A 26,671-nucleotide genomic window follows, 5' to 3' on the forward strand; every position below is an offset into this window, starting at 1 on the left:
ATGAGAGACTATCTAGCGAATGAAGTAAGAAATATCGTATTATTAGGACATAGTGGTGCAGGGAAAACAAGTGTTGTTGAAGCTGCATTGTATTACACAAAAAATACCGATCGTATGGGATCAACAATAGATGGAACAAGTACACTTGATTATGATGCAGAAGAAGTGAAACGTGGTTTATCTGTTTATACTTCACTAGCACCAATTGAATGGAAGAATTGTAAAATCAATTTTATTGATACACCAGGTTACCTTGATTATGAAGGTGAAATGTTAAGTGGACTTACAGTAGGTGATAATGCACTAATTGTAGTAGGTGCAAAAGACGGTGTTCAATCAGGAACTGAAAGAGCATGGAAACAAATTACAAAACGTAAACTTCCTACAATTTTCTTTATTAATAAAATCGATGAAGAAAATGCTTCCTTCGATAACACATACAATCAATTACGTGATACATTTGGTAAAACTGTTATTCCATTTGAAGTACCAATTACTGAAAATGGTAAAGTAGTAGGTAGTATAAATATTTTAAGAAATAAAGCTTGGTATCATGATGATAAAGTAGAACCAAAAGAAGTACCAGATGATATGAAAGATATTGTTGAAGAGTACTACAATCAAATTGCTGAAGCAATTGCAATGACAGATGATGCATTGATGGAAAAATTCTTCTCTGGTGAGCGTTTCGACGAAGATGAAGTAGCTAAAGGACTTCGCATTGGTGTTCGTAATGGAGATATTCGCCCAGTATATTGTGGTAGTGCAGTAAATCAAACAGGAATTGAACGTTTAATGGATTTAATTACTGAATATTTCCCAAGTTATGCTGAAATAGGACATATCCATGCATACAATGAAAAGGGAGAAGTCATTGATTTAGAAACAAATGAACAAGAAGCAATGTCAGCAATGGTATTTAAAACAATTGTTGACCCATTTGTTGGAAAGATTTCATTTATCAAAGTATTAACGGGAGTTATGAGTAGTGATTCGCAAGTCTTAAATGCACAAAAGGGTGAAACTGAAAAAATTGCTCAAATCTTCGTTATTAAAGGAAAATATCAAGTTGCGATTGGTAAATTATTTACTGGAGATATTGGTGCTGTGGTTAAACTACAATACACTGATACAAACGATACATTGTGTACGAAGAATAAAGTTGTTACTTACAGTGCAATTGAATTTCCACAACCAATGTTGGGTGTAGCGATATGGCCAAAAACAAAAGCGGATGAAGATAAACTAAGTTTTGGTCTTCAAAAGATGACTGAAGAAGATCCATCTGTTCGTATCGTAAAGAATGCTGAAACAAAAGAAACAATTCTATATGGTATGGGAGATCAACATATCAATGTAATTCTTAGTAAACTAAAATCGAAATACAAAGTAGATGTTGAAACAACAAAGCCAAAAGTACAATATCGTGAAACGATTCGTTCTAAAGCTGAAGCAGAAGGAAAACATAAGAAACAATCTGGTGGTGCTGGACAATATGGACATGTAAAGATTCGTTTTGAACCATGTGAAAGTGAAGAAATGGTTTTTGAGGAAGATGTATTTGGAGGTGCAGTACCTCGTCAATACTTCCCAGCAGTTGAAGCAGGTCTTCGCGAATGCATGGAAAAAGGTGTTCTTGCAGGATATAAAGTTGTAGGTGTTAAAGCAGTACTTTATGATGGATCTTATCATGAAGTAGATTCAAAAGAAATTGCATTTAAATCTGCAGCACGTCTTGCTTACAAAGATGGTATGCCAAAAGCAAAACCAATCATTCTTGAACCAATTGGTAAAGTAGATGTTATAGCTCCAGAAGAGTATACAGGTACAATTATTGGTGATTTCAACAAACGTCGTGGTATTATCGTTGATACAGCAATGGTTGATGAGAAAGATCAAAAGATTACTGCTGAGGTACCAATGGCAGAAATGCAAGTATATGCTACAGAACTTCGTAGTATGACACAAGGTAGAGGAACATATATCATTGAATTTGATCGTTATGAACCAGCACCTCAACCAGTAGCTGATAAAGTAATTAAAGAAACAGTATTAGCAAAAGAGGAAGAAGAATAATTTAATATTAGGGATATCGTTTCCATGATATCCCTAATTATTTATTTGTAGGAGGAATGGATGAAATTATTTGTAACAGATTTGGATGGAACACTTTATCCTAAAAAAGAAGTAAGTAACCCGAATCAATTCGAAGATAATTTAAAAGCAGTTCACAAATGGATAGAACAAGGTAATAAATTTGCAGTTGCAACTGCTCGAGGTGTTCACCATTATGAAGTATTGTGCAAGAAAATAGGATTAACTCCAATTTTTATAGGTGCTAATGGTGCACAAATACGCTATGAAAATGGCGAGGTCATAGCGAAAACAATTCCTATCAGTATATTCATCGATTTATGTAAGTTGATAACACAGCATAAGATAAACGCAAGTGTTGCAACAGGTATCAATAAGCAGTGGGTATGGTCAAGTAAAGATTGTTACCCTTTGGATTGTGAAGTAAAACCACCATACATCAATGATGTAGTTGTGATGGATGTTGAAGATATTGATATCACACTGGGAACAGAGAGAATACAAATATTTGTATCGAAAGAAAAAAGAGATGAGTTAAGAGCGTTTCTTGAATCAAAAAATTATCCAGTTACCATTACAACAAGTGATGTCGATTTAATTGATATTGGTCCACTTAATTCATCAAAGGGAATTGCAATAGAAGAAATTTGTAATCACTATGGTATTGCGAAAGAAAATCTTGTGGTTGCTGGTGATTCAGAAAATGATATCACGATGTTTGAAGTAACAGATCATAGTTATTGTATTGATCATGCAGAACCAGATGTATTAAACAGTGCAAAACATACTGTTGCATCTGTTGAAGAAATCATTAAATTAGAAATATAAAAGAGTTCACAGTGATGTGAACTCTTTTGCTGACTTGGGTATTCTTAATTGCAATGCTTTGTTTTGAAGTGTGATATGTAATTCTCGCTGCATGAAATTTTCGCCATCGGATTGAATATGAACAGGCCGATTTACTTTTATGTGAATATCTTTTCCATGCAAGTGAGAGACTTCCTTAATGTTCTCGGTATTGCCTTTAAAGTATTTTGGTAATAGGTACAACATTTTTACAATCGGTGTTGTATGGACAATACAAATATCAAACAGTCCATCTTGAATATCTGCGTACTTTGTGGGAGAAAACCCATTTCCATAATACTTTCCATTCATAATTGCGATAAGGATACTGCTTATTTTTGTTTCTTTTCCATCAACCGTGATTGTTGCTTCAAAAGGTTGTGGATTGAAGATGTTAACAATTGCAGCAATACCATAAAGTAGGAATTTTGGTAAAGGTGATTTCTTCAGTAATTCACACACCATATTGTTCACCCTGGCATCAAGACCAAGTGTGGTGGTATTAAGAAATACTTTATCATTGCATAATCCATAATCAATCGAAATTGTTTTTCCTTCAATTGTTTCTTGAATGATTTCGTGAATATCTTTGTCTTTGACTTCTAGCATTCGAAAGAAGTCATTACTTGTTCCAGCTGGAATTATAGCCATAGAACATTCCTTTTGTAATCCATTTGCGATTTCATAAGCTGTGCCATCACCACCAACACTATAGATACAGGTATCTTTTTTATATTGTTTGGTGATATCAGTAGCATGTCCCACATAATCAGTTTTAATTATTTTGTGATCAAGATGCAATGTAGAACAAAGGAATTGTATCGTTTCGATTAATTCATTTGTTTTATCCTTACATGTAAATGGATTAACGATAAAAACATGCTGCATTTCACTCACCTCCCCTAGATTGTGATGATCAAAGATTATTTATTATTGCTTGTGTATAGTCTGTTGTTGAAGATTTACCACCAATATCTTTTGTACATTGATCAATGTTTTCTAAAGTCTTGTTGATTGCATTTCGAATTTGAGTGGCTTCTGTTTGGAATCCTAAATAGTCTAACATCATGCATGCACTTAATAGTAATGCAGTAGGATTAGCTATATTTTTACCTGCGATATCTGGTGCTGATCCATGTACTGCTTCAAACACTGCATATTCATCATTCCATTGAGCACTTGGTAGTAAACCTAAACCACCAATTAAACCACTTGTTAAATCAGATAAGATATCACCATAAAGATTTGGCATAACAAGGATATCAAATTGTTCAGGTTTCATTACAAGTTGCATACATGCGTTATCAACAATTAAATCATTAGCTTCAATTTGTGGATACTCTTCTTTTATTTGATTGAATATCTCTAAGAATAAACCATCACTTTTTTTAAGAATGTTTGCCTTATGAACACATGTTACTTTATTGCGATGATGATCTGCAGCATATTCAAATGCAGAACGAATAATTCTTTCTGAACTTTTACGAGTAATTTTTTTGATAGCGTGTACTTCATCAGGGCTAATCACTGTTTCTTCACCGATATATAAATCTTCTGTATTTTCTCTGAAGACGATAAGATCAATATTTTCATATCTACTTTTGATATTTGGTAAAAGTTTTGCGGGTCTTACATTCGCATACAAATCAAAAATCATACGAAGTTGAACATTTACACTTCTAAACCCTTTACCAATAGGTGTTGTTACAGGAGCTTTAAGTGCAACTTTATTTCTTTTAATTGATTCGATGGATTCATTTGGAATAAGTTCTCCACATTTTTCATAAGCAGTTTGACCAATATCATATTTTTCGAATTGTAAAGGTAGTTTACAAGCTTCTAGAATTTGAATAACTGATGAAGTGATTTCTGGCCCAATGCCATCACCTTCAAATAGTGTTATTGTTTTCATTTTATTCTCTCCTTTTTCTTTCCTACATATAAACCTGCAGGTCTAATGATTCGATTGCAGTATAGTTTTTCTTCAATATTATGTGCTAACCAACCAACACTTCTACTTGTTACAAAGAGTGGTGAATATAAATCTTCTGGTATTTGTAACATGTCATAAATAAGTCCACTGTAGAAATCAACATTTGCACAAATATTTTTCCCTTTATTTACTTTAAAGTAACTGACAACCAATTCTTCAAAACGTTCATAAAAAGCAAGTCGCTTAGTTTCACCACAAGCTAAAGCTAACTCTCTTGCTTGATCTTTAAGTAAGATGCAACGAGGATCAGATAGTGTATAAACAGCATGTCCAAAACCATAAATAAGACCTTGTTTATCAAAGAAATCTTTTTGATGCAAACGTGTAATAATTGTATTAATTTCATCATCACTAGCATCCTCACCGATTTCTGCAATGATGGTATCCATCATTTGTTTGCATGTTATGTTTGCACCACCATGTCGTGGACCTTTAAGTGATCCAATGGATGCGGAGAAAGCAGAGTAAATATCTGTTCCAGTTGATGCTACAACAAGATTAGAGAATGTTGAGTTATTTCCTGAACCATGATCTGCATGCATGATTAATAATAAATCAAGAATCTTAGCTTCTTCTTTTGTAAAGTGTGAATCAGGACGAAGCAAGTGAAGAATATTTTCAGCAATACCATAGTCTTTATTTACAGGGTGAATCATTAAACTTTTATTATCGATAAAATGTGCTTTAGCTTGATATGAATAAATCATCATTTCTGGAAGTTTTGCGATGATTGATAATCCTTGTTTTAAAGTATTGGTAACACTTGTATCATCTGCTTTTTCATCTTCGTTATATAAATTAAGTAAGTCTTTTTGTAATTCATTCATAATACTATTCGAAGGGCGTTTTAAAATGTTTGTAGTTAAGAAATCTTTTGGTAATTCATAACCTTGTTGAAGTTCGTGTTTGAAAAGATCCAATTCTGCTTTGTTTGGTAAATAACCAAAAAGGATTAAGAAGCAAGTTCTTTCAAAACCATCAACTTGTTCACTTTCAACTTGCTTTAGTAAATCAGCAAGTTCAATACCACGATAATATAATTCACCTTCAGCATCAATTTTTGTACCATTTTCTAGTTTTTGATAGCCAACAACATCGGCAATTCTAGTTAGACCAATTAATACACCAGTTCCATCTTCATTACGCAAGCCCTTTTTTACATTATATGTCGAATATAAATCATGAGAGATATCGTTATCTACAATCGATTTATCAAAGATTTCAAGTATTTTTTTGTCCATAAAAAAACCTCCTAATTGTGTATAGTTTAACACAAAGTGAGATAAATGTGCATTCTTTGGCAGGTGGAAATGGATATTTATAAAAATCATGATATAATTTTTTCTAGCTGGAGGTAAATCATGAAAAGTGTAGCTTATAAAATATTAGAAAAACACCTTGTAGAAGGTCAAATGATACAGGGAGAACCAATAAAAATACATATTGATACAACCCTAACACAAGATGCAACAGGGACAATGACCTATCTGCAACTTGAAAAAATGGGAATTGATAAGGTGAAAACAGATTGTTCTGTTAGTTATATTGATCATAATACCCTTCAAAATGGTTTTATGAATGCAGATGATCATCGTTATTTACAAACTGTGGCTGATGCTTATGGAGTTTACTATTCAAAAGCAGGGAATGGAATTTGTCACCAAGTTCAATTGGAACGATTTGATAAGCCAGGTCAAACATTACTTGGATCAGACTCTCATACACCAACGGGTGGTGCAATGGGAATGATTGCAATAGGTGCAGGTGGTTTAGATGTAGCTTGTGCAATGGCAGGAATTCCATTTTCACTAAAAATGCCAAAGATTATAAATATTAAATTAACCGGGAAATTAAAACATGGAGTTGCAGCAAAAGACATCATCTTAAAAGTACTTGAAATTTTGAGTGTAAAAGGTGGAGTTGGAAATATTTTAGAATACAGTGGTGAAGGCATTGATACACTCTCTGTACCTGAAAGAAGTACAATTACCAACATGGGAGCAGAACTAGGTGCTACAACCTCTCTTTTCCCATCAGATAACCAAACAAAGATATTCTTAGAGAAGCAAGGACGTGGGCAAGATTATATTGAAATTGTAGCGGATGAAGATGCAATATATGATGAAGTCATTGAAATTAATCTTAATGAACTTGAACCATTAGTAGCGGCACCTCATTCTCCTGATAATATTGAGACGGTAACAAGTTTAGTTGGAAAGAAAGTGGATCAAATTTGTATTGGTTCATGTACAAATAGTTCATTCACTGATTTATGTACAGTTGCGAATATTTTAAAGGGAAAGAAAGTTCATTCAGATGTATCTTTATCCATTTCATTTGGTTCTAAACAAGTTTTAGAAATGCTTGCGAAATGTGGTGCACTTAATGATATTTTATCAAGTGGTGCACGTGTATTAGAAGCAACTTGTGGTCCATGTATCGGTATGGGACAATCACCTAAATCAGATGCAGTGTCACTGCGTACATTTAATCGCAACTTCTATGGACGAAGTGGTACGATGAGTGCAGGGGTATATCTAGTTTCACCAGAGGTTGCAGCTGTTTCAGCAATTGCAGGTGTTATTACAAATCCAATGGACATAGAATTTGAAAAAGCACAGATGCCAGCGACATACATCATTGATGATTCAATGATTCTTGTTCCAACCCGTGATAAGTCAAAAGTTATTGAAAAAGGTCCCAATATTAAGGACTTACCTTCAAAAGAACCTTTATCTACAATTGATAAAAAAGTGATGATAAAAGTCGAGGACAATATAACGACTGACCATATTATGCCAGCTGGTGCTAAAGTTTTGCCATACAGAAGCAACATTGAGAAAATTAGTGAATTCTGCTTTAGCCAAATTGATGAGAATTTCTATTCTCGTTGTAAGGCAAATGATGGGGGTATTATTGTTGCAGGTGATAATTATGGTCAAGGATCATCAAGAGAGCATGCGGCACTAGCTCCTATGTACTTAGGTATAGATGCAGTTATTGCAAAAAGCTATGCAAGAATACATCAACAAAATCTAATTAATTCTGGAATTATTCCAACAGTGTTTGAAAATCCACACGATATGGATGCAATTGATTTATTGGATGAATTGGAATTTGTAGATGTTGCAAATTTAGAAGTGGATCAACCTCTTGTCGTTAACAATAAAACAAAAGGAACATCATTTAAAGTTTTGCATAACTTAACAAGTGAACAAATAGATACTATTAAAAATGGTGGATTACTTAATACAATAAAAAAATCAGTTATGAATTAATAACTGATTTTTCTTATGAATTGTTCTGCGCAACGTAATCCATCAACAGCACTAGATACAATACCACCTGCATAGCCTGCACCTTCACCACATGGGTAGAGGTTTGGTGTACTTGTACTTTCTAATTGGGCATTGCGTAATACACGGATTGGACTACTTGATCTTGTTTCCACACCAGTGAAGACTGCATCACCAGAAGAAAATCCAGGCATTCTTTTTTCAAAATAGGTTAATGCTTCAACCATAGCTTCATTTATCTCAGAACTAAATAACTCCTGAAGATTAGCGAATGTTGTTCCTAATGAATAGGATGGAGTGACTCCTTTTAATTCTGTTGTGACTTTGTTTTCTAAATAATCGGAAACAAGTTGAATTGGAGCTTTGTATTGTCCGTTACCTAATTGGAATGCTTTTGCTTCTAATTCGTGTTGGTAGTTAAAACCATCAAAAGGAGAATTTTTATAAAAGTCTTCTTGATGAACTTGAACAAGAAGAGCACTATTTGCGTTTTCTTGATTACGATCATGTTCACTCATTCCATTAATCACAATCGTATTCTCATTGTTTGAACTAGAGATTACATAGCCACCAGGGCACATACAGAAACTATAAACACCACGGCCATTATTTGCAGTATGAGTAATACGATACTCGGCAGTTTTTAGTCGAGGATGATTAGCATGGCTACCATATTGCATGTGATTGATGAAGTCTTGTTTATGCTCAACCCTTAACCCAACTGCAAAACCTTTAGGTTCAATATAAACTGATTGATTATAAAGAGATTCATATGTATCTTTAGCACTATGTCCTGCACATAAGAAGACAGTATCTGTATCATACGTTATGCCACCTGCTTGAACACCTACAATTTGATTGTCAGATAGAATGAGATTTTCAAATTTTGTATTAAAGTGAATTTCACCACCTAATTGAATAATCTTGTTTCGAATGTTTTTTACAATACCACGAAGTTGATCTGTACCAATATGCGGATGAGCCACATAAGCGATATCTTCATCAGCACCAGCTTCGATTAATTCTTCGATTACTTTAGTAACACGAGGATCTTTGATGCGTGTTGTTAGTTTACCATCAGAAAATGTACCTGCACCACCTTCACCAAATTGAACGTTGCTTTCAGTATTAAGAATTCCTTCATTCCAAAAAGCGTCTACATCATGTATACGGTTTTCAATTGCACTACCACGTTCAAAGATGATTGGCTTGCAACCAGCTTCTGCAAGGTATAATCCTGCAAACATGCCTGAGGGACCAAATCCTACAACAATAGGACGATGCGTTATCGGTTTATCTAGTGTAGGAAAAACATAAGGTGTAGGCTCATAGAGGCTTACATCTTTACGTTTGATATATCTTGATTCATTTTTAACATCTGCTTGGACTGTATATACAAAATGGATTTCATCTTTACGTGCATCAATAGATTCTTTATTGATTTTGAAAGAAATGATATCTTGTATTGGACAACCAATTTTTCTTGAAATTGTTTCTTTAGTGCATTCATCATCTAAGGTGCACTTGATTTGATTTATTAAAAGCATATTATCACCCAAAACATTATAGCATGGTATAATAACAATAGATATGGAGGAATTTATATGAAGAAGACATTTCTAATATTATTATCGCTTATAGTATTGGGTGTTGCTGGATGTAGCAGTAAACCTGAAGAAAATAAAACTACCCCAACGCCTACCCCAGCGGTAACTTCGACTGAGAAGCCAATGGAAGGACCATCGGCAACACCAAAGCCTGAGGAAACAATGATGCCGAAAGAAGATCTTGAAATTGGAGATACTTATATTCAAGGTACATTTATCGAAAATACAGATAACTCACCTACAACTCTAACTTTTATGAAAGATGGTAATTTCACATCCAATGTGAATGCTTGTACAGGTATGGTGTTTGTTGAAGGTACTTACTTAAAGGATGGAGATACAATATCACTTTCTATTCCTGCTGAAACAGGCGTGTACTATATTGATCATGATCAACCATTCTACCTAACAGTTGAAGGTAAAACATTAAAAGATAAAGATGATGGTGGTTTCTCATGCGCTGATGTTGGCGAATACATACCAGAGTAAAAAAACAAAGCTATCGTAAGATAGCTTTACTTATGTAAAAATTCAAGGATTGTATTGTATAAATCAGTATCTCTAGAATAATCTGCAACAAAGGCGTGATCCACAATGCCTTTGTTTTTTAATTCATTGAATGCATCTAAGTTTTCATGAGGTTGATAAACAAAGATAGGTAATCCACCGTGTTCTTTTACAAAACTCATTGCATAAGCATCAGTTAAACCATCACCAATATAGATTACATTTTCTAAATTCAAATCATCTAAATGATTCAATGCACAAATTTCTTTAATCTTATCAACTTTACGACGATCATTCATTGCATAAGCAATACCAGTTGCTGTTTTGTTTTCATCATAGCTAAATACAGTACCATAAATTTCATCAAAATATTTCGCAACTCCTGAATGTTGTAAAGGTACTTTAAATCCAGAACTTACTAAATAGTTTTTCGTAAGATTTTTTATGTCTTCAAAATATTCAATAACACCAGGATTATAATCGTTAAGATTACCACCCATAGCAAATGTTTCATCAGTTAATGGGTAACCATACTCCTTTAAAACATTTAGGAAAGTTATATAGTAAGCATCAAAAACATCTTTGGTTGGATTCAATGCTAGCCAAGCTTTCATCTTTTCTTCGTATTCTTGAGCAGTACAACCAATTTTATCCATCAGTTCAATTTTTGGAACTGAATAAGGGGTAAGCGTTCCGTCAAAATCATAGATTACAATTTTATTCTTCATCATCTTCCTCGCTTCTATGTAATTATTATATCGAGAAAATAAGCTTTACTCAATGAAAACATAGTCTTCCTTTTAGGAACATGCTAAAATAAAAAAGGAGATATGACTATGATTGTGACTGTAAATACAATGAAACAATGTGAACAAAATTCAGGCTTATCCAATTTCGAATTAATGGAGCAAGTTGGTTTTAAACTCGCAATTGAAATCATGAATCGTCACAAACAACATGAAAATATAGTGATTGTATGTGGTAAAGGAAACAATGCAGGAGATGGATTTGTCTTAGCAAGATATCTTTTGGATTCTAACTATCATGTAAGTGTAATTGCTTTGTATTCAGAGCTAACAACACCTGAATCACAAGAAAATATGAAAAAGTTACCAAAGAAAATCTTTGTTAAGAAGAATGATATTTTTAATAGTATTGAAAATGCAAATGTTCTTGTGGATGCAGTGTTTGGATTTGGTTTTAAGTTTGAAATACCAAGTGAATGTAAAGAAGTGTTTGTTCAATATAATCAGTCAAAAGCAGTTAAGTATTCAATTGATATCAACAGTGGTGCAGAGGCAGATACTGGACACATTGCTTGTGATGCACTCAAATCGCATATTACATTTGCACTGGGATATAAAAAAATTATACATGTTTTGCGTAAAGATCATCACTTGTTTGATGAATGCATTGTTATCCCCATCGACATAAAAGAATGTGATCACTCTGAACTTGTTGAAATGACACAAGAGCAGTTTGTAAAAGAGTTTCCAAGAATTCAAGAAGATGCCTACAAAGGTCAAGAAGGCATACCTTTGATTGTGGGTGGATGTTATGGCATGGCAGGAGCTACTTGTCTTAACATATTGGGAGCAAAAGCAAGCGGAATAAGTTATCTTCATGTTGCTTGTGATGAGAAAATTTATCCAATTCTTGCGACGAAGGAAATAACACCTGTATTTCATCCTTTTACACTAGATACGGTTGGCTCTGTATTAAAAGAAGTATTGCCCAAAGTAAAATGCATTGCTTTTGGAAGTGGTGCAACTTATCTAGATAGTAAAAAAGTAATATTGGAATTACTTCTTCAACAATCCACATGTCCTGTTGTATTGGATGCTGAAGGAATACGTTGTCTTCAAAACAATCTTTATATTTTAAAACTTGTAAGAACCCAAGTCATTTTGACACCACATTTAAAAGAATTTGCGGATTTAATTGGAATGTCACTTGAATCATTAAAAACAAACAAACTAGAAATTGCAAAAGAATTTGCAAAGGAATATCATGTAACACTTGTATTAAAGGGACCACATACTTTAGTTGTATCAAGCCAAGGTGAAGTCTATATAAATCAAACAGGAAATGCAGGTCTTGCAAAAGCGGGTAGTGGGGATTTCCTTACAGGTTTAATCACAGGGTTTATAGCACAGAAGAGAGATGTTTTTATGGCGGTTATCCTAGCTGTATGGTTACATGGTCACGCAGCAGATCTAGCGCTTAAAAATCATCATCAACGTATGATTCAAATTGAAGATTTAAAACAAGAAATTGAACAATTTTATTTTGATCAATGTTAGTCATGACATAGAGGAACTCTTCATGTATAATATATAGGCAAACGAAGAGCTGGCCGAGCGGTCGAAGGCACCATCTTGGAAAGGTGGCGTAGTGCAAGCTACCGTGGGTTCGAATCCCACGCTCTTCGCCAACAAATCGTCAAGGCTTCTTGCTTTGATGTTTTTTTTGTTGTATTCTAAGCGAGATGGTAGATAGTCTGCTTATATTTACCACAGTTAGGAGGCACCCTATGAGTTGTATTGATTTCATCCTCGAAAATGGTGAAACGTGGTTAAAATATGCGGTCAAAATAAATGTTTTACAAGAAAACAAGGATAGCTTAAAAGAGCTAAGACAGCAGGCGTTATGTGACCCGAAAATCAAGGAATATCTTACAGATGTTTCGAATTTTCATAGCTGTCTTGTAAGTAATCATAAAAACCCTGACTTAACTATGCACAAACTGCTGTTTTTATTAGAGCTTGGGTTTGACACGGACGTTGTGGAGATACAGGCGGGTGTGGATGAAATTTTGGCACATATTGATGAAAACGGTGTTTATCAGTCACTGACTAATATTCCTAAACATTACGGCGGTAGTGGAGACAATACCTTTGGCTGGTGTTTGTGTGATGCGCCTCTGTTACTTCTTTTATTGCTAAAAGCAGGTGTTGACTACGATAAACATATTAAGCCAGGTGTTGAGTATCTTCTGAATTTTCACACACAGGACGGCTTCCCCTGTACTGTTTCCAAAGAACATGGAAAATTTAGAGGGCCGGGTCGAAAAGACGATTGCTGTCCCTTTGCTACACTGATGATGCTAAAACTACTTTCTAATATTGAGCAGTATAAAAATAGTAAGATTGCTGAAGAAATAGCGTTGAGTTTTCTTTCTTTGTGGGAAAACAGCTTGGAAAAGCATCCCTATATGTTTTATATGGGGACAGACTTTAGAAAGCTGAAAGCCCCGGCTATGTGGTATGATATTGTGAGTGTTGTTGATGTTTTAAGTCGCTTTGAAAATATAAAAAATGACAAGCGCTTTATTGAAATGGTTATGATTATAAAATCCAAACAGGATGAGAACGGTTTATTTACACCTGAATCTGTATATCAAAAGTTTAAGGGTTGGGATTTTGGGCAAAAGAAACAACCATCCCCATACCTAACCTATCTTTGTAGCCAAATTTTATTGCGGGCAGGCATATGAGCCTTTTGCGCCTTTGCCCCATTGGGCCAAGACATACGAATTGAGTAGAATCTTACTCTAATTCAAAATAGCATTTTTGTATCGCTTTTTCAAAAAAGACATATTTTTTCCACTTAGAAAATGGTATGTCTTTTTCTGTATCTAAAACTATGATATATTGTAAATTAGATTATATTTGCTTGGGAGGTATAGAGCATGGAATTATGGGATGTATATCACAGTGACCGAACAAAGACAAATAAAACGATGATTCGAGGAGATGAATTTGAAAATGATTCCTATCATTTAGTAGTTCATGCCTGTATTTTTAATTCAAAAAATGAAATGTTAATTCAACAAAGACAACCATTTAAATCAGGATGGTCAAATATGTGGGACATAACTGTTGGAGGAAGTGCTGTATCAGGTGAAAGTAGTCAAAGGGCAATAGAAAGAGAGCTATTTGAAGAAATCGGGTTAGAAATTGATTTGCAAAATATCCGTCCTCACTTAACAATCAATTTTGATCAAGGTTTTGACGATGTATACTTGATTGAAAAAGAAGTTGATACTGAAAAGTTAAAATTACAATATGAAGAAGTTCAGCGAGTAAAATGGTCTTCTATAGATGAAATATATCAAAAGATAGATGAAGGTACATTTATTCCCTACTATAAAAGTTTCATTCAATTGCTTTTTGATATAAGAAAACAATATGGATGTCAGCAAACAGTCGATCATCAGTAGATTGAATTAGAAATCATTTTTATGATTCAATTCAAGCAGAAAGGATTATCATGGAAAACATAGCAATTGAGAATAAAATGTATCAAATGGCGATTGAACTGATTGAAAGTCGCTATCCTGTTGGATGGGGTGGTGCTGCCGTCATCCATACTGCTAACGATAATTATTATTCAAGTGTTGCATTAGAAACAGCAAATGGAAGTGCACAGTTATGTATAGAAGTCGGTGCAATGTGCGATGCTCATAAATTTAATGAGAAAGTAACTCATTGTTTATGTGTTGTACGTGATGATGAAAAGTCATCCTTCAAAGTTTTATCTCCTTGTGGTATTTGCCAAGAGAGATTGCGCTATTGGGGAAAAGATGTTTTGGTGGGTGTTACTACAAGTGACCATCAACTTAAATTCATAGAATTATCAAAACTTCAACCTCATCATTGGTCAGATGCTTATCCAGCAGAAGAATTAGAGCATTTTGAAGAATAACAGATGGAAATACATCAAAGGAAGTTAAGTATAGTGGGTGGACAAACCTACTTAAAAACCATAGGTAATATAAGACAATGATAACTCAAATTGATTTACAAATTATGGAATGGATTCAAAATCATCTACAATCGGAGATGATGACTTTTATTATGAAGTTTTTTACTCATGTGGGTGATTTGATGTTGCTGTGGGCAATATTGTTGATCATCTATTTTTTATTTAAGAAAGATAAAATGAGATCAAAAAAAATATTCTTTTCTTTACTTTTAACATTTATTATCAGTGAAATTATTTTGAAGAATATTGTAAAACGACCAAGACCATTTGTTGAGAATAAACATTTGCAATCACTTATACACGATCCAACATCATATTCATTTCCATCAAGCCATAGTGCTACCTCATTTGCAGTAGCCTCATCACTTACAAAGATTAAGCCATGGGTTACTATAGGTTCCTATGTGTTAGCTGCATGTATTGCATTTTCAAGAGTATATTTGAATGTTCATCATCCAAGCGATATTCTCATAGGTGCTCTTATCGGTATTTGTGCATCTAAGTTTATAGATTATGTGCTAAAGAAAATTGATTTGAATAAATCTAAAAAGAGTGAGGAAATTAACTTATGAAAAAAATGATGAAGATCTTGATTTGTATTGTCCTTGTTAGCCAACTCTTTGGATGCGAATCAAGTCCAACTAATTTAAAGAAAGTAATCACTTTGGATATAGAAAACATGAAAGTTGATTTCTATGTTGATAAGACCGACAAAACCTTAAAATTTACAAGTGATAAAAAAGCATATTATAATGCAGATGATGCGAAGCAAGAACTTATTATTGACAAGGAGTACTTTATTTATTGTGACTCATTGTCCACTGATTCGATTATCTACAATGGAGAAATTATCTTGCCATTGGATACTTTTGAGTGGTCAGATGATGAATCAACTTCTAATATAGCTTCGGTCTATGTATTGAATAAAAATATTGAATACCAATTTATACCTAATAAATAAGTAAAAGAAAAACCTGCATCAATCGATACAGGTTGAAGTACAAAATGGTGCCCCAGGCCGGACTCGAACCGGCACAGTATTGCTACCGACGGATTTTGAGTCCGTTGCGTCTACCAATTTCACCACTAGGGCATGTGCTTTAATATTGTACCTTATGAAATCATAAAAATCAACTTGAAATCGTTGCAATAAAGTAGCGAAAGGAGTGAAAAGATGAAGATTGCTTTCTTAGACCGTGATGGAACAATTAATTTAGATTATCCTAATCAAATGTGGGCAAAAGTGAAGGAACCAGAATTTCTTGAAGGAAGTTTTGAGGGGCTGAAATTTATTTTAAGCCAAGGTTATCAGATTATCATCATTACAAATCAATACATTATCCAAGATGGAATTATTACAGAGAAGCAGTATCATGAATTTCATAATCTATTTTTAAATCGATTAAAAAAAGAAGGGATAACAATTTTAGATACGTTTTATTGTCCTCATAATGATAGTGAAGCTTGTAGTTGCAAAAAACCAAAAGATGGATTGATTAGGCAAGCACTACAAAAATATCCAAGTATTGATTTATCAAACTCATTTTATGTAGGTGATAGTCTTTGTGATAAACAATTAGCGAATACAATGAAATTACCATTCTATACAAATAACTTAGCCTTAAAGGAAGATTCATTTTATATCAAGAATTTGAATGATTTAAGAAATTATATCAAGAAGAAATAGAGGTATATTTATGGAGAAATGGGATGGCTATGATTGTGTGTGTAATCCTCTAAACTTAACATTAATACGGGGAGAGCCAATACCAGTAGGTGTGTATCATATAGAAGTCATTGTAATTGTTGCGTCGAATGATGGAGAATTTTTACTAATGCAAAGGTCATTGGATAAGAAAGAGTTTCCGGGTTATTATGAGCCAGGGGCATCCGGTAGTGTGCTTCAAGGGGAAACAATTTTAGAGGGAGCATTTAGAGAACTAGAGGAAGAAACTGGGATCGTCGCTCATAATATGATATTTATTGAAAGATCAGTAAGAATTGAATATAAAACAATATACTATGTCTATTACACAATTTACGAGGGTGATAAAAATAAAATATCACTACAAGAAACTGAAACGATTAGCTTCAAATGGTTAAGCAAAGAAGAGATGAGAAAATCCTTTGATGAAGAGTGGTTACTTCTTATGTTTAAAGAGGCAATGGATTTTGTGATAAAGAAGATGTTGGTGTAACTTACTGCTCTTGATTAATACCTCTACAATTCTCAAAAAAAGAATGATATAATATAACTAATCACAGAGGCATCGTGATGGGAAAGGGGTACTTAGAATGGCAGAAAAAAAAGAAGTTAAAAAAGCAAAAGCAACTACTAAGAAAGAACCTACTAAAAAGGCAGCGAAGGTGACAGAAAAGAAGGTTGCAGAAAAGAAAGTTACAGAAAAGAAAGCGCCAGCTAAAAAAGCTGCACAAAAAGAAAAAGTAACTAAAAAAACGATGCAAGATTACATCGATGTAATTAACTGGAAGAAATGGGAAGCACATCACATGAATTGGCTTTATATTGAAGTGAATGCAGGTGACTTGTTGACTGAGTGTGAAGCAGGTGTAAACAACATTCAAGCATGTTGTAAAGCAATTTTAGATTGTATGCTTGAAGGTGATGCATTTATTGTTGAACCAACTGTAAAAACTAAAATAGCTGATTCATTAACTGTTCGCTATTATGTAGATAATTTAAGTCCTGAACGTAACAAATACTAAGTCGCCTTGGCGACTTTTCTTTTTATTAAATAGAGTAGAATGGGTGTTGTTACACAAAATATGACTTCAACTAATCCATTAATACTTCCATAATACATGGTGATAGAAAAACAGATTCCAATCATTACAAGATAGAGACTGTACAAAATAGAAAGTTGTTTGATTGCGTAAAAACTAGTCATGGAAGCAATTTTATATAAACAAAGATTATATAAAATAAAAGCTAGATAGGCAGTGGCAACATGAAGAAATCCCATCAATGAAATTCCCTTTTCATAAGGAATAAGAGCGGATATCAACATCGTTATAAATGTTATAAGGATAAGTTGAGGCTTTAATTTTATAATCTTGTATAGTGTATAAAGTAAGTAAGCGTGTGTTAGTATGGAAACCAAGAGCCAAACCATAAATAAGGGTTGAGTAAGTGGCTGATTAGCAAGATAAGTAAAATTATTTGTTAGCATATTGGCTTTAGAACCAAGAAATATTGTCAATCCGGGTACAATAAAACAGCTACTTAGACAAAGTAGAAATGAAATTAATTTTTGATTTAATTTAGATTTACTTGATTTTTGCATGGTACAATTGTAGCATGAATTTATATTTTGGGAGACAGAGAATGGAAAAATTAAAAGTTGGATATCAAGGAGAACATGGTACATTTAGTGAAATTGCCGTATGTCAGTATTACAAGAATATAGAAATTGAACAAAGAAGTTATAAGAATTTTATTGATATTTTAAATGATTTAGAAAGCGGTGTTTTAGATACAGCACTTTTACCTGTTGAGAATAGTACAACGGGAATTATTTATCGTACCTATGATTTACTTGCGAGTCGTGATGTTTTTGCGATTGGTGAGCAAAACGTTAGAATACAAGAAAACTTAATTGGTATACAGGGTTCAAAAATAGAAGAGATTAAAGAAGTTTATAGTCATCCAGAAGCTTTAGGACAATGTACTGGTTTCTTTAATACGCATCCATGGATGAAACCAGTTTCTTATCAAGATACTGCAAAGAGTGTTGAATTTATTAAGGAGTGTAATGATCCAACTAAAGGGGCACTCGCAAGTTATTTAGCGGCAGAATATTATGATTGCCCTATTCTTGAAAAGAATGTGAACGATAATGCATTAAACACAACTCGCTTTCTTTGCGTATGTAAGGGCGAAAGAATTGTAGAGAATGCAAATAAAATAAGTATGTACTTTGTTGTAAACCATGAACCAGGTGCACTTTATGAGGTGATTAAAATATTCGCAGAGAATCACCTAAATATGTTAAAATTAGAGTCTAGACCAATTCAAGGTCGATTGTTTGAGTATTGTTTCTATATTGATTTTGATGGTAGCCTTGATAATCCTGTTGTTCAAGAAGTCATTGCGAAAGTTAAAGGTCATTGTGTAGAAATGAAATGTTTAGGTTCATATCGAAAATCGATGGAGGATTAATATGAAAAAAATAGTTTGTTTATTATTGGCTTTACTGCTTGTGGGATGTGCGACAACAACTGCACCTACACCAACACCTGAAGAAACAGGAAAGCCAAGTAGTAATGTTGGTTGTGATGTAACAAGTCAGTGTGAAGAGGGAGAAAAAGCAGATATGAGTGCTTATGAAAACTTTATGGATACCGATCACGTTTTCCGTTCAATTTCTATGCAAGAAGGAAATGAACTGTTAGAGAGTGATAAAACTTTTGTTTTATACTATGGTTTTTCTACATGTCCTTGGTGTATTGAATTATTACCAATACTAAATGATATAGCGAAAGAAAATGAGTATGCTGTGCATTATGTAAATGTGCGACCTGAAGGAACAGATTCAAGTTTCGATATTCGTGTGGATACCAATCCAGATTATGTTAAGCTTACAGAAATCGTGAGTGATTATCTTCCAGTAAACGATGAAGGGGTTAAAAGATTATCCGTTCCTTTTGTCTTCTTTGTAAAAGATGGTGAAATAGTAGAAACTCATATTGGTACCTTAGATACCCACGATGCTAAGGAAAGAGTCATGACAGAAGATGAAAAAGCAGAATTAACTACAATTTTGCAACAAGATTTTCAAAAAATGAAAAAATAGTAAATAATTTTCAGAAAAATATTGAAAATATATTCATGTATGTTAAAATAGGACTATATTCGAGGTAAAGATTATGAAACAAAACAATATTTTGAAAGGATTCTTTTATTACTTTAGATAGCAGGGTGATGTCAATAGATATTGCCCATTTCTTGTGACTTGGCATATCTATGGTAAATATACTTAATAAAACCATATAGATTGCCTATATGGTTTTTATTTTAGACTGGTGAGGGAAAAGTATGAAAATGCATTGTAATTTAGGTGAAAAAGGTTATGACATTCTACTGGAAAGAGGATGTTTAGACAAGTTGAGTAAGGTAATGGATACCACGAGGCGCTATTTTATAATTAGTGATGATGGAGTACCTACTGAACTTATCATGAAGGTTCGCAATCAACTACAAGATGCGAATATGGTAATACTAAAACAAGGTGAAGCATCCAAGAGTATGGAGAATTATGAACATTGTTTAAAAATGATGTTGCAAAAGAAATTTACTCGCCGTGATTGTGTCTTAGCAATTGGTGGAGGCGTTGTAGGTGACTTAGCAGGCTTTGTTGCTGCAACTTATATGCGTGGAGTAGATTTTATTAATATCCCAACGACAACACTTTCTCAAATTGATAGTAGTATTGGAGGTAAGGTTGCGATTGATATGATGGGTATTAAGAATTGTGTGGGTGCATTTTGGCAACCACAACTCGTTCTTATTGATCCAAACGTATTGACTACATTACCAACCCGTCATTTCTATAATGGCTTAGTAGAAGCGTTAAAAGCGGGTTTAATTCAAGATAAAATCTTGTTTGAACTCTTTGAAAGAGATGATTATTTAGATCATCTTGATGAAATTCTAGAACGCTCTCTTGAAGTGAAACGAAAAGTCGTTGAAGAAGATGAAAAAGAAATGGGTCTAAGAAAAATATTAAACTTTGGACATACAGTAGGTCATGGTATTGAAAGTGCACTTCACTTTGAAGGGTATTATCATGGTGAATGCGTAGGATTAGGAATGATTGCGATTTTAGATAATCAAGAGATACAAGATCGTACTAGGAAAATACTTATTAAAATGGGTTGTCCAACGCATGCAAAAGTAAAAAGTGAAGAAGTAGGAAAATATATTGCAAGTGATAAAAAATCGAAAGGTGAATTAATTACTGTAATACGAGTTCCTCGAATTGGAGAAGCCATCTTGGAAGATATTCCGATTCAAGATGTAGAGAAAATAGCAAAGGAGGTTTGCGAATGAAAAATACAATAGGAAATTTATTTAGAGTCACACTTTTTGGTGAATCTCATGGAGAAGCTATCGGTGTTGTTTTGGATGGTGTACCTGCAGGAATTGAAATTGATAAAGAATTATTTGATCATCAAATGTTTCTAAGAAAACCAAAAGGAACTATCTCAACACAGCGACGTGAAAAAGATGAAGTCAACTTTGTAAGTGGACTCTTTGAAGATAAAACAACAGGAGCACCATGTTGCATGTTGATTTACAATGGAGATCAACATTCTCAAGATTACTTAAAGATTAAAGATGTTGCACGACCATCTCATGCAGATTATGCCGCAAATGTAAAATATGGAGGATTCCAAGACTATCGTGGTGGTGGTCATTTCTCAGGAAGACTTACAGCACCACTGGTTGCAGCAGGAGCTATCGCTATTCAAATACTTAAAGAAAAAGGAATTACAATTGGAACACATGTTAAACAACTACATACGATTGTTGATGATTCCTTCTCAACAGAGATTGAAGAGTGTAAAAAACAAATTGAAGAAATTAATCAAAAAGAATTTTCCATAATAAATGAAGATAAAAAAGAAGATATGATTCAAAGAATTGATGAAGCTCGAATGAGTCTTGATGCAGTTGGTGGTGTACTTGAAACCTGTGTAATTGGAATGCCTGCCGGAATAGGTGAACCAGCATTTGATTCAATTGAAAGTCGATTATCACATGCGATATTCAGTATAGGTGCTGTGAAAGGAATTGAATTTGGATTGGGATTTGGATTTAAAGATAAAATGTCGTCTGAGGTCAATGATGAATTTGAAGTAATCGATGGCAATATAGTAACCAAAACAAATAACAATGGTGGTATCAATGGTGGTATTTCAAATGGTATGCCAATTTTGTTTAAGACAGTAGTTAAACCGACTTCATCGATTGCGAAGCATCAAAAGTCAGTGAATTTTAATACAAAAGAAAATGTTGATTTAGAAATAAAAGGACGTCATGATCCTGCAATTATTCACCGTGCACGTGTTGTCGTTGATAGTATGGCAGCTATTACACTTGTGGATTGTTTGATGGAAAGATATGGCATGGTATGGTTTCAAGGAGAAAAGAAATGAAGCGTGGATTAATTGGTTACCCTTTAGGGCATAGTTATTCAAAACCAATTCATGAAAAATTGGGTGGTTATCCATTTGAAATCGTTGAGCTTCATCCTGATAACTTTGATTCATTTATGAAAGAAAAAAACTTTGTATCAATCAATGTGACTATTCCCTATAAACAACAAATCATTCCTTATCTTGATGAACTGGATGAGAAAGCTAAGAAAATAGGAGCAGTGAACACAGTAATCAATCAAGATGGAAAATTAATTGGATACAATACGGATTATTATGGATTCTGGTGGATGTTGAATCATCACAAAGTCATGATTGAAAATAAAAAAGTTGCGATACTTGGAAATGGTGGTGCAACGCAAGCAGTCAAGGTAGTCATAGAAGATATGGGTGCAAAAGAAATCATCATTGTATCAAGAAAAAGTTCTGATGAATCCATATCGTATGAAGAGTTATACAAACAACATAACGACATTGAAGTTTTAATCAATGCAACCCCTGTAGGCATGTCACCAAAACATGATGCAAGTCCAATTGAACTTGAAAACTTCAAACACTTAGAAAGTGTTGTGGATATTGTGTACAATCCACTAAGAACTAAATTAATGATTGATGCAGAAAAGTTAAATCTTCAAACGGTGGGTGGATTAGAGATGCTAGTTGCCCAAGCAAAACAAGCTGTTGAAATCTTTGTTGATAAAACTCTGAGTGATCAGGATATAGAAAATGTACATCACATGATTAAAAGCAAAAAAGAGAATCTAGTATTTATTGGAATGCCTTCTTCGGGTAAAACGACAATCGCTAAAATATTAAGTGAAGAACTTGATTTGCCTTTTGTGGATTTGGATGAAGAAATCGTTAGAAAATCAGGTAAAACAATAAAAGAAATTTTTGCAGAAAGTGGAGAGGATAAATTCAGAGAAATTGAAGCTGAATGTGTACTTGATCATTGCATGGATGAGGGTCGTGTTATCTCATGTGGGGGTGGCGTTATCAAAAATAGTAAAAATATTGAGCATCTTAAAAAGAAGGGGTATCTTATTTGGATTGATCGTGACTTAGAATTTCTTAAATCAGATCAAAATAGACCACTATGTAAAGATGATGAAACAATGAAAAGACTTTATTTAGAGCGATATCCGATCTATAAAGAAGCAGCGGATTGTAGAATTGAAAACAACAACTCTGTTGAAGAGATAGTAAATAAAATAAGAACCCATTTAGAAAGTAGGAAAACAAAATGATAATAACATTAAAAAAAGGTGCTCCGGAGCACGAAATAAATAAATTAATTCACCAATTTGAAACACAAGGTTTACAAGTAAATATGATTACTGGACAAAATTTCAATGTGTTCGGTTTAGTAGGCGATACGGCAAAGTTAGATGAAAAACGCATTCAAGCAAATGAATGGGTAGAAAATGTTCAACGTATCGCCGCACCCTATAAACTTTCTAATAGAATGTTTCACCCAGAGGACACTGTTGTGGATGTAAATGGAATCCAAGTAGGTGGAGAAAATCCAATTGTTATTATTGGTGGACCATGTTCTGTTGAGGGTGAATCAATGATGGTTGAAGTAGCAGAAAAAGTAAAAGAAGCAGGTGGATGTATGATGCGAGGCGGTGCATACAAACCAAGAACATCACCTTATGCTTTCCAAGGTATGGGTGAAGAAGGATTAATCTGCATGGATAAAGCACGTGCAAAAACAGGATTACCTATCGTATCTGAATTAATGAGTGCAGATAAAATTGATGAGTTTGTTAAGTATGTCGATATTATTCAAATTGGTGCACGTAATATGCAAAACTTTGATTTATTAAAAGCAGTAGGAAAACTAGATAAACCAATTTTATTAAAAAGAGGTTTAGCGAATACGATTGAAGAGTGGATTATGTCAGCAGAATACATTATGGCAGGTGGCAATAAAAATGTAATTCTTTGCGAACGTGGTATTCGTACATTTGAAAAATATACACGCAATACACTTGATTTAAGTGTTGTTCCTATTATTAAACAAAAAACACATTTACCGATTATTATTGATCCCTCTCATGCAACAGGAGACTGGAAATTAATTGAGAGTATGTCACTTGCAGCAATTGCAGCAGGGGCTGATGGATTAATTATCGAAGTTCATCAAAATCCAGAATGTGCATGGTCAGATGGCCAACAATCACTTAAACCAGAAAAATTTAAACAAGTTGTAGAAAAATGCAAGAAGGTCGCGGAAGCAATTGGTCGCTCTGTTTATGAAGGTTAAAGTAACTCCGTCCAATCTCACAAATAGAGTCATTGAAATACCTCCTAGTAAATCAATGGCTCATCGTGCGATTGTGTGTGCATCACTTGCAAAAGGTAAAAGTGTCATCACGAATGTTGATTATAGTGTTGATATTCAAACAACATTAGATGGAATGAAAAAGTTAGGTGCTAAGATTCAACAATTTGATGATTATGTTGAAATTGAAGGAATTGAAGATTTAGGGAAAATCACAAATACAGAAATTGAATGCAATGAATCAGGTTCTACATTGCGATTCTTTATTCCTATTTTTTCATTAACAAATAAGAAAATTATTTTTACCGGTACAAAGCGTTTAATGGAAAGACCACAAGATATCTATCAACAAATCTTTGATGAACAAGGTCTTCATTTTAGACAAGATACAGGGAAAATAGAAGTAGAAGGTTCAATCCAAAGTAAACGTTATAAATTAAAGGGAAATGTTTCCTCACAATTTATATCAGGATTATTATTTTCATTGCCTTTATTAAAAATGGATTCAGTAATTGAAATTGAACCACCTTTCGAAAGTAGATCTTATGTGGATTTGACATTGCAAATGATGAAGCATTTTAATGTGTACGCGCATTTCGTAAATGATACAACCATCCATATTCCGGGTAATCAATCTTATCTTGCAAAAGACACACGCGTTGAAGGTGATTTTTCACAACTTGGTTTTTATGCCGTTTTAGGAGCTCTGCAAGGTCCTCTTGATTGTATTGGGTTAAATACCAATTCACTACAAGGAGATAAGCAAATCGTCTCTATACTAAAAGATATGGGAGTTAAGATAGATGTGCTTGAAGATGGCTATCGTTTCCATAAAGCTGATTTAAAAGGATGTATGATTGATTTAAATAACTGCCCTGACTTAGGTCCAATCTTATCAACATGTGCAAGTTTTGCGCAAGGTGAGACAAATATTGTCAATGCAGGCCGTTTAAGAATTAAAGAGAGTGATCGTATCCAAGCAATGGAAGATGAATTGTTGAAGTGTGGTGTTGATTTCTCTTCGACAAAAAATACGATGACAATTAAAGGACCATGCGCTTTTGAATGTAACAGTGAACTACATGGTCACAATGATCATCGCATTGTTATGGCATTATCGATTGCAGCTACGTGTGCAAAACAACCTCTACTCATTGATGATGCACAATCAATTAGAAAGTCATATCCAGGATTCTTTGAAGATTTAATGTCACTAGGAATCCAGGTAGAGAAAATCGATGATTAGTAAGGACACACGATTTTGTATTGTAGGATTAGGTTTATTGGGAGGATCTTATGCCCAAGGTTTAAAAGCAAATGGATTTTATGTCACAGCGATTGATATCAATGAAGAGAGTATAGATTATGCACTCAATCAAGGCTGGATAGATGAGGGTGGTGTTACACCGACAAATCAACTTCTCGATGTAGATTGCATTGTACTTGGACTTTATCCCAATGTCGTTGTTAAGTGGATGAAGCAGTACCAAGATAAAATTAAGTCAGGTTGTATCATTACCGATGTAACGGGAGTAAAACGCGGAATTGTACCTGAGATTCAATCAATTCTTCGTCCTGATTTAGAATTTGTTGCAAGTCACCCAATGGCAGGAAGAGAAGTAAGTGGTGTTCAATATAGTGATCCTAATATTTTCAAACCTGCAAATTTCATCGTAACACCAACCGATAAAAATACAGATACAGCAATTGAGTTTGTAAAGGATTTATCCAAAGAACTAAGTTTCAATCGCACAACTGAGTTATCACTGAGTCAACATGATGAAATGATTGCGTTTTTATCACAGTTAACCCATGTTATTGCGGTGAGTTTAATGAATACCAATGACAATACACATCTTGTTGATTATACAGGAGATAGCTTTAGAGATTTAACTCGTATTGCTAAAATCAATGAAAATTTGTGGAGTGAGTTATTTATCATGAATAAAGATTACTTACTCAAAGAAATTGATGATTTTCTAGATGAAATGAAACGCTTTCGTGATACACTAGAAACTGAAGATATCGAGGAAATGAAAAGATTGTTTATTCAATCAACAACGAGAAGAAAATTATTCGATAAATAGGAGGTAAG

The 26,671-nt window shown here is 33.8% G+C and carries 26 protein-coding genes and 2 tRNA genes; 22 read left to right on the forward strand and 6 right to left on the reverse strand.

Going from position 1 to position 26,671, the window contains the following annotated elements; genetic code table 11:
• Together fusA and B5D14_RS10450 are read left to right on the forward strand one after the other, a co-directional pair.
• Complete coding sequence (gene fusA, locus B5D14_RS10445) at nucleotides 1-2,076, forward strand: elongation factor G (protein ID WP_078712579.1); 2,076 nt, start codon at nucleotides 1-3, stop codon at nucleotides 2,074-2,076.
• A gap of 60 nt (nucleotides 2,077-2,136) precedes the next feature.
• Nucleotides 2,137-2,922: an HAD-IIB family hydrolase gene (locus B5D14_RS10450; RefSeq protein WP_078712580.1), complete on the forward strand. Its 786-nt coding sequence runs from the start codon at nucleotides 2,137-2,139 to the stop codon at nucleotides 2,920-2,922.
• A 6-nt stretch (nucleotides 2,923-2,928) separates the two neighbouring features.
• Here B5D14_RS10450 and B5D14_RS10455 read toward each other — a convergent pair whose 3' ends face one another.
• The 3 genes from B5D14_RS10455 to B5D14_RS10465 are packed head-to-tail and all read right to left on the reverse strand — an operon-like array spanning nucleotide 2,929 to nucleotide 6,174.
• Complete coding sequence (locus B5D14_RS10455) at nucleotides 2,929-3,828, reverse strand: diacylglycerol/lipid kinase family protein (protein ID WP_078712581.1); 900 nt, start codon at nucleotides 3,826-3,828, stop codon at nucleotides 2,929-2,931.
• A 28-nt stretch (nucleotides 3,829-3,856) separates the two neighbouring features.
• The gene (locus B5D14_RS10460; RefSeq protein ID WP_078712582.1) at nucleotides 3,857-4,852 is read right to left on the reverse strand and encodes an isocitrate/isopropylmalate dehydrogenase family protein; all 996 of its coding nucleotides are present in this window, start codon (nucleotides 4,850-4,852) and stop codon (nucleotides 3,857-3,859) included.
• The gene (locus B5D14_RS10465; protein WP_078712583.1) at nucleotides 4,849-6,174 is read right to left on the reverse strand and encodes a citrate synthase; all 1,326 of its coding nucleotides are present in this window, start codon (nucleotides 6,172-6,174) and stop codon (nucleotides 4,849-4,851) included. The genes B5D14_RS10460 and B5D14_RS10465 overlap by 4 nt, the downstream gene beginning before the upstream one ends.
• Nucleotides 6,175-6,294: 120 nt before the next feature.
• On the opposite strand from B5D14_RS10465, the gene B5D14_RS10470 reads away from it, so the two are divergent.
• On the forward strand, nucleotides 6,295-8,211 hold the full coding sequence (locus B5D14_RS10470; protein ID WP_078712584.1) for an aconitate hydratase: 1,917 nt from the start codon (nucleotides 6,295-6,297) through the stop codon (nucleotides 8,209-8,211).
• On the opposite strand, the gene B5D14_RS10475 is transcribed toward B5D14_RS10470, so the two are convergent.
• Nucleotides 8,208-9,776, reverse strand: coding sequence for an NAD(P)/FAD-dependent oxidoreductase (locus B5D14_RS10475; RefSeq protein WP_078712585.1), 1,569 nt, complete (start codon nucleotides 9,774-9,776; stop codon nucleotides 8,208-8,210). The genes B5D14_RS10470 and B5D14_RS10475 overlap by 4 nt on opposite strands.
• A gap of 57 nt (nucleotides 9,777-9,833) precedes the next feature.
• On the opposite strand from B5D14_RS10475, the gene B5D14_RS10480 reads away from it, so the two are divergent.
• Nucleotides 9,834-10,325, forward strand: coding sequence for a hypothetical protein (locus B5D14_RS10480; protein WP_078712586.1), 492 nt, complete (start codon nucleotides 9,834-9,836; stop codon nucleotides 10,323-10,325).
• Between the two features lie 26 nt (nucleotides 10,326-10,351).
• Here the strand turns inward: B5D14_RS10480 and B5D14_RS10485 are convergent, their stop codons facing one another.
• Nucleotides 10,352-11,071 carry an HAD family hydrolase gene (locus tag B5D14_RS10485; RefSeq protein ID WP_159443787.1) on the reverse strand — a complete coding sequence of 240 codons (720 nt, stop codon included), beginning with the start codon at nucleotides 11,069-11,071 and terminating at the stop codon, nucleotides 10,352-10,354.
• Nucleotides 11,072-11,179: 108 nt separating this feature from the next.
• Between B5D14_RS10485 and B5D14_RS10490 the strand changes: the two genes are divergently transcribed.
• The 7 genes from B5D14_RS10490 (at nucleotide 11,180) to B5D14_RS10520 (ending at nucleotide 16,071) form a co-directional block, all read left to right on the forward strand.
• Nucleotides 11,180-12,646 (forward strand): NAD(P)H-hydrate dehydratase, encoded by a 1,467-nt coding sequence (locus B5D14_RS10490; RefSeq protein ID WP_159443788.1) that lies wholly within the window; start codon nucleotides 11,180-11,182, stop codon nucleotides 12,644-12,646.
• 43 nt (nucleotides 12,647-12,689) lie between these two features.
• Nucleotides 12,690-12,777 (forward strand) — tRNA-Ser (locus tag B5D14_RS10495).
• Nucleotides 12,778-12,876: 99 nt separating this feature from the next.
• The gene (locus B5D14_RS10500; protein ID WP_078712589.1) at nucleotides 12,877-13,839 is read left to right on the forward strand and encodes a hypothetical protein; all 963 of its coding nucleotides are present in this window, start codon (nucleotides 12,877-12,879) and stop codon (nucleotides 13,837-13,839) included.
• Nucleotides 13,840-14,034: 195 nt separating this feature from the next.
• Nucleotides 14,035-14,565 (forward strand): NUDIX hydrolase, encoded by a 531-nt coding sequence (locus B5D14_RS10505; RefSeq protein ID WP_078712590.1) that lies wholly within the window; start codon nucleotides 14,035-14,037, stop codon nucleotides 14,563-14,565.
• Nucleotides 14,566-14,615: 50 nt separating this feature from the next.
• On the forward strand, nucleotides 14,616-15,050 hold the full coding sequence (locus tag B5D14_RS10510; RefSeq protein WP_078712591.1) for a cytidine deaminase: 435 nt from the start codon (nucleotides 14,616-14,618) through the stop codon (nucleotides 15,048-15,050).
• Nucleotides 15,051-15,127: 77 nt separating this feature from the next.
• On the forward strand, nucleotides 15,128-15,682 hold the full coding sequence (locus B5D14_RS10515; protein WP_078712592.1) for a phosphatase PAP2 family protein: 555 nt from the start codon (nucleotides 15,128-15,130) through the stop codon (nucleotides 15,680-15,682).
• Nucleotides 15,679-16,071 carry a hypothetical protein gene (locus B5D14_RS10520; protein ID WP_078712593.1) on the forward strand — a complete coding sequence of 131 codons (393 nt, stop codon included), beginning with the start codon at nucleotides 15,679-15,681 and terminating at the stop codon, nucleotides 16,069-16,071. The genes B5D14_RS10515 and B5D14_RS10520 overlap by 4 nt, the downstream gene beginning before the upstream one ends.
• A gap of 45 nt (nucleotides 16,072-16,116) precedes the next feature.
• On the opposite strand, the gene B5D14_RS10525 is transcribed toward B5D14_RS10520, so the two are convergent.
• A tRNA-Leu gene (locus B5D14_RS10525) sits at nucleotides 16,117-16,203 on the reverse strand.
• An 81-nt stretch (nucleotides 16,204-16,284) separates the two neighbouring features.
• Between B5D14_RS10525 and B5D14_RS10530 the strand changes: the two genes are divergently transcribed.
• From B5D14_RS10530 to B5D14_RS10585, 11 genes are all read left to right on the forward strand, one after another.
• Entirely contained in the window at nucleotides 16,285-16,797 is a 513-nt protein-coding gene (locus tag B5D14_RS10530; protein ID WP_078712594.1) for an HAD-IIIA family hydrolase, read from the forward strand.
• A 10-nt stretch (nucleotides 16,798-16,807) separates the two neighbouring features.
• Entirely contained in the window at nucleotides 16,808-17,308 is a 501-nt protein-coding gene (locus B5D14_RS10535) for an NUDIX domain-containing protein (protein ID WP_078712595.1), read from the forward strand.
• 97 nt (nucleotides 17,309-17,405) lie between these two features.
• Nucleotides 17,406-17,837 carry a hypothetical protein gene (locus B5D14_RS12440; protein ID WP_200804810.1) on the forward strand — a complete coding sequence of 144 codons (432 nt, stop codon included), beginning with the start codon at nucleotides 17,406-17,408 and terminating at the stop codon, nucleotides 17,835-17,837.
• A 619-nt stretch (nucleotides 17,838-18,456) separates the two neighbouring features.
• Nucleotides 18,457-19,290 carry a prephenate dehydratase gene (locus B5D14_RS10550; RefSeq protein ID WP_159443789.1) on the forward strand — a complete coding sequence of 278 codons (834 nt, stop codon included), beginning with the start codon at nucleotides 18,457-18,459 and terminating at the stop codon, nucleotides 19,288-19,290.
• A 1-nt stretch (nucleotide 19,291) separates the two neighbouring features.
• Nucleotides 19,292-19,924, forward strand: coding sequence for a TlpA family protein disulfide reductase (locus tag B5D14_RS10555; protein WP_078712598.1), 633 nt, complete (start codon nucleotides 19,292-19,294; stop codon nucleotides 19,922-19,924).
• Between the two features lie 242 nt (nucleotides 19,925-20,166).
• Entirely contained in the window at nucleotides 20,167-21,180 is a 1,014-nt protein-coding gene (gene aroB, locus B5D14_RS10560; RefSeq protein WP_078712599.1) for a 3-dehydroquinate synthase, read from the forward strand.
• The gene (aroC, locus tag B5D14_RS10565) at nucleotides 21,177-22,289 is read left to right on the forward strand and encodes a chorismate synthase (RefSeq protein WP_078712600.1); all 1,113 of its coding nucleotides are present in this window, start codon (nucleotides 21,177-21,179) and stop codon (nucleotides 22,287-22,289) included. Before aroB ends, aroC begins: the two co-directional genes overlap by 4 nt.
• Nucleotides 22,286-23,536 carry a shikimate kinase gene (locus B5D14_RS10570; protein WP_159443790.1) on the forward strand — a complete coding sequence of 417 codons (1,251 nt, stop codon included), beginning with the start codon at nucleotides 22,286-22,288 and terminating at the stop codon, nucleotides 23,534-23,536. Before aroC ends, B5D14_RS10570 begins: the two co-directional genes overlap by 4 nt.
• Nucleotides 23,533-24,558 carry a 3-deoxy-7-phosphoheptulonate synthase gene (aroF, locus tag B5D14_RS10575; protein WP_078712602.1) on the forward strand — a complete coding sequence of 342 codons (1,026 nt, stop codon included), beginning with the start codon at nucleotides 23,533-23,535 and terminating at the stop codon, nucleotides 24,556-24,558. Before B5D14_RS10570 ends, aroF begins: the two co-directional genes overlap by 4 nt.
• Entirely contained in the window at nucleotides 24,548-25,822 is a 1,275-nt protein-coding gene (aroA, locus tag B5D14_RS10580) for a 3-phosphoshikimate 1-carboxyvinyltransferase (protein ID WP_078712603.1), read from the forward strand. Before aroF ends, aroA begins: the two co-directional genes overlap by 11 nt.
• Nucleotides 25,815-26,663 (forward strand): prephenate dehydrogenase, encoded by an 849-nt coding sequence (locus B5D14_RS10585; RefSeq protein ID WP_078712604.1) that lies wholly within the window; start codon nucleotides 25,815-25,817, stop codon nucleotides 26,661-26,663. Before aroA ends, B5D14_RS10585 begins: the two co-directional genes overlap by 8 nt.
• Nucleotides 26,664-26,671 lie beyond the last annotated feature (8 nt).

It is taken from the genome of Anaerorhabdus furcosa (assembly GCF_900167375.1).
Classification (GTDB): domain Bacteria; phylum Bacillota_I; class Bacilli_A; order Erysipelotrichales; family Erysipelotrichaceae; genus Anaerorhabdus; species Anaerorhabdus furcosa.

Excerpts from the sequence above, each read along its gene's own strand:
- fusA (WP_078712579.1), top strand. The coding sequence starts at position 1 with ATGAGAGACTATCTAGCGAATGAAGTAAGAAATATCGTATTATTAGGA.
- B5D14_RS10450 (WP_078712580.1), top strand. The coding sequence starts at position 2,137 with ATGAAATTATTTGTAACAGATTTGGATGGAACACTTTATCCTAAAAAA.
- B5D14_RS10455 (WP_078712581.1), bottom strand. The coding sequence starts at position 3,828 with ATGCAGCATGTTTTTATCGTTAATCCATTTACATGTAAGGATAAAACA.
- B5D14_RS10460 (WP_078712582.1), bottom strand. The coding sequence starts at position 4,852 with ATGAAAACAATAACACTATTTGAAGGTGATGGCATTGGGCCAGAAATC.
- B5D14_RS10465 (WP_078712583.1), bottom strand. The coding sequence starts at position 6,174 with ATGGACAAAAAAATACTTGAAATCTTTGATAAATCGATTGTAGATAAC.
- B5D14_RS10470 (WP_078712584.1), top strand. The coding sequence starts at position 6,295 with ATGAAAAGTGTAGCTTATAAAATATTAGAAAAACACCTTGTAGAAGGT.
- B5D14_RS10475 (WP_078712585.1), bottom strand. The coding sequence starts at position 9,776 with ATGCTTTTAATAAATCAAATCAAGTGCACCTTAGATGATGAATGCACT.
- B5D14_RS10480 (WP_078712586.1), top strand. The coding sequence starts at position 9,834 with ATGAAGAAGACATTTCTAATATTATTATCGCTTATAGTATTGGGTGTT.
- B5D14_RS10485 (WP_159443787.1), bottom strand. The coding sequence starts at position 11,071 with ATGAAGAATAAAATTGTAATCTATGATTTTGACGGAACGCTTACCCCT.
- B5D14_RS10490 (WP_159443788.1), top strand. The coding sequence starts at position 11,180 with ATGATTGTGACTGTAAATACAATGAAACAATGTGAACAAAATTCAGGC.
- B5D14_RS10500 (WP_078712589.1), top strand. The coding sequence starts at position 12,877 with ATGAGTTGTATTGATTTCATCCTCGAAAATGGTGAAACGTGGTTAAAA.
- B5D14_RS10505 (WP_078712590.1), top strand. The coding sequence starts at position 14,035 with ATGGAATTATGGGATGTATATCACAGTGACCGAACAAAGACAAATAAA.
- B5D14_RS10510 (WP_078712591.1), top strand. The coding sequence starts at position 14,616 with ATGGAAAACATAGCAATTGAGAATAAAATGTATCAAATGGCGATTGAA.
- B5D14_RS10515 (WP_078712592.1), top strand. The coding sequence starts at position 15,128 with ATGATAACTCAAATTGATTTACAAATTATGGAATGGATTCAAAATCAT.
- B5D14_RS10520 (WP_078712593.1), top strand. The coding sequence starts at position 15,679 with ATGAAAAAAATGATGAAGATCTTGATTTGTATTGTCCTTGTTAGCCAA.
- B5D14_RS10530 (WP_078712594.1), top strand. The coding sequence starts at position 16,285 with ATGAAGATTGCTTTCTTAGACCGTGATGGAACAATTAATTTAGATTAT.
- B5D14_RS10535 (WP_078712595.1), top strand. The coding sequence starts at position 16,808 with ATGGAGAAATGGGATGGCTATGATTGTGTGTGTAATCCTCTAAACTTA.
- B5D14_RS12440 (WP_200804810.1), top strand. The coding sequence starts at position 17,406 with ATGGCAGAAAAAAAAGAAGTTAAAAAAGCAAAAGCAACTACTAAGAAA.
- B5D14_RS10550 (WP_159443789.1), top strand. The coding sequence starts at position 18,457 with ATGGAAAAATTAAAAGTTGGATATCAAGGAGAACATGGTACATTTAGT.
- B5D14_RS10555 (WP_078712598.1), top strand. The coding sequence starts at position 19,292 with ATGAAAAAAATAGTTTGTTTATTATTGGCTTTACTGCTTGTGGGATGT.
- aroB (WP_078712599.1), top strand. The coding sequence starts at position 20,167 with ATGAAAATGCATTGTAATTTAGGTGAAAAAGGTTATGACATTCTACTG.
- aroC (WP_078712600.1), top strand. The coding sequence starts at position 21,177 with ATGAAAAATACAATAGGAAATTTATTTAGAGTCACACTTTTTGGTGAA.
- B5D14_RS10570 (WP_159443790.1), top strand. The coding sequence starts at position 22,286 with ATGAAGCGTGGATTAATTGGTTACCCTTTAGGGCATAGTTATTCAAAA.
- aroF (WP_078712602.1), top strand. The coding sequence starts at position 23,533 with ATGATAATAACATTAAAAAAAGGTGCTCCGGAGCACGAAATAAATAAA.
- aroA (WP_078712603.1), top strand. The coding sequence starts at position 24,548 with ATGAAGGTTAAAGTAACTCCGTCCAATCTCACAAATAGAGTCATTGAA.
- B5D14_RS10585 (WP_078712604.1), top strand. The coding sequence starts at position 25,815 with ATGATTAGTAAGGACACACGATTTTGTATTGTAGGATTAGGTTTATTG.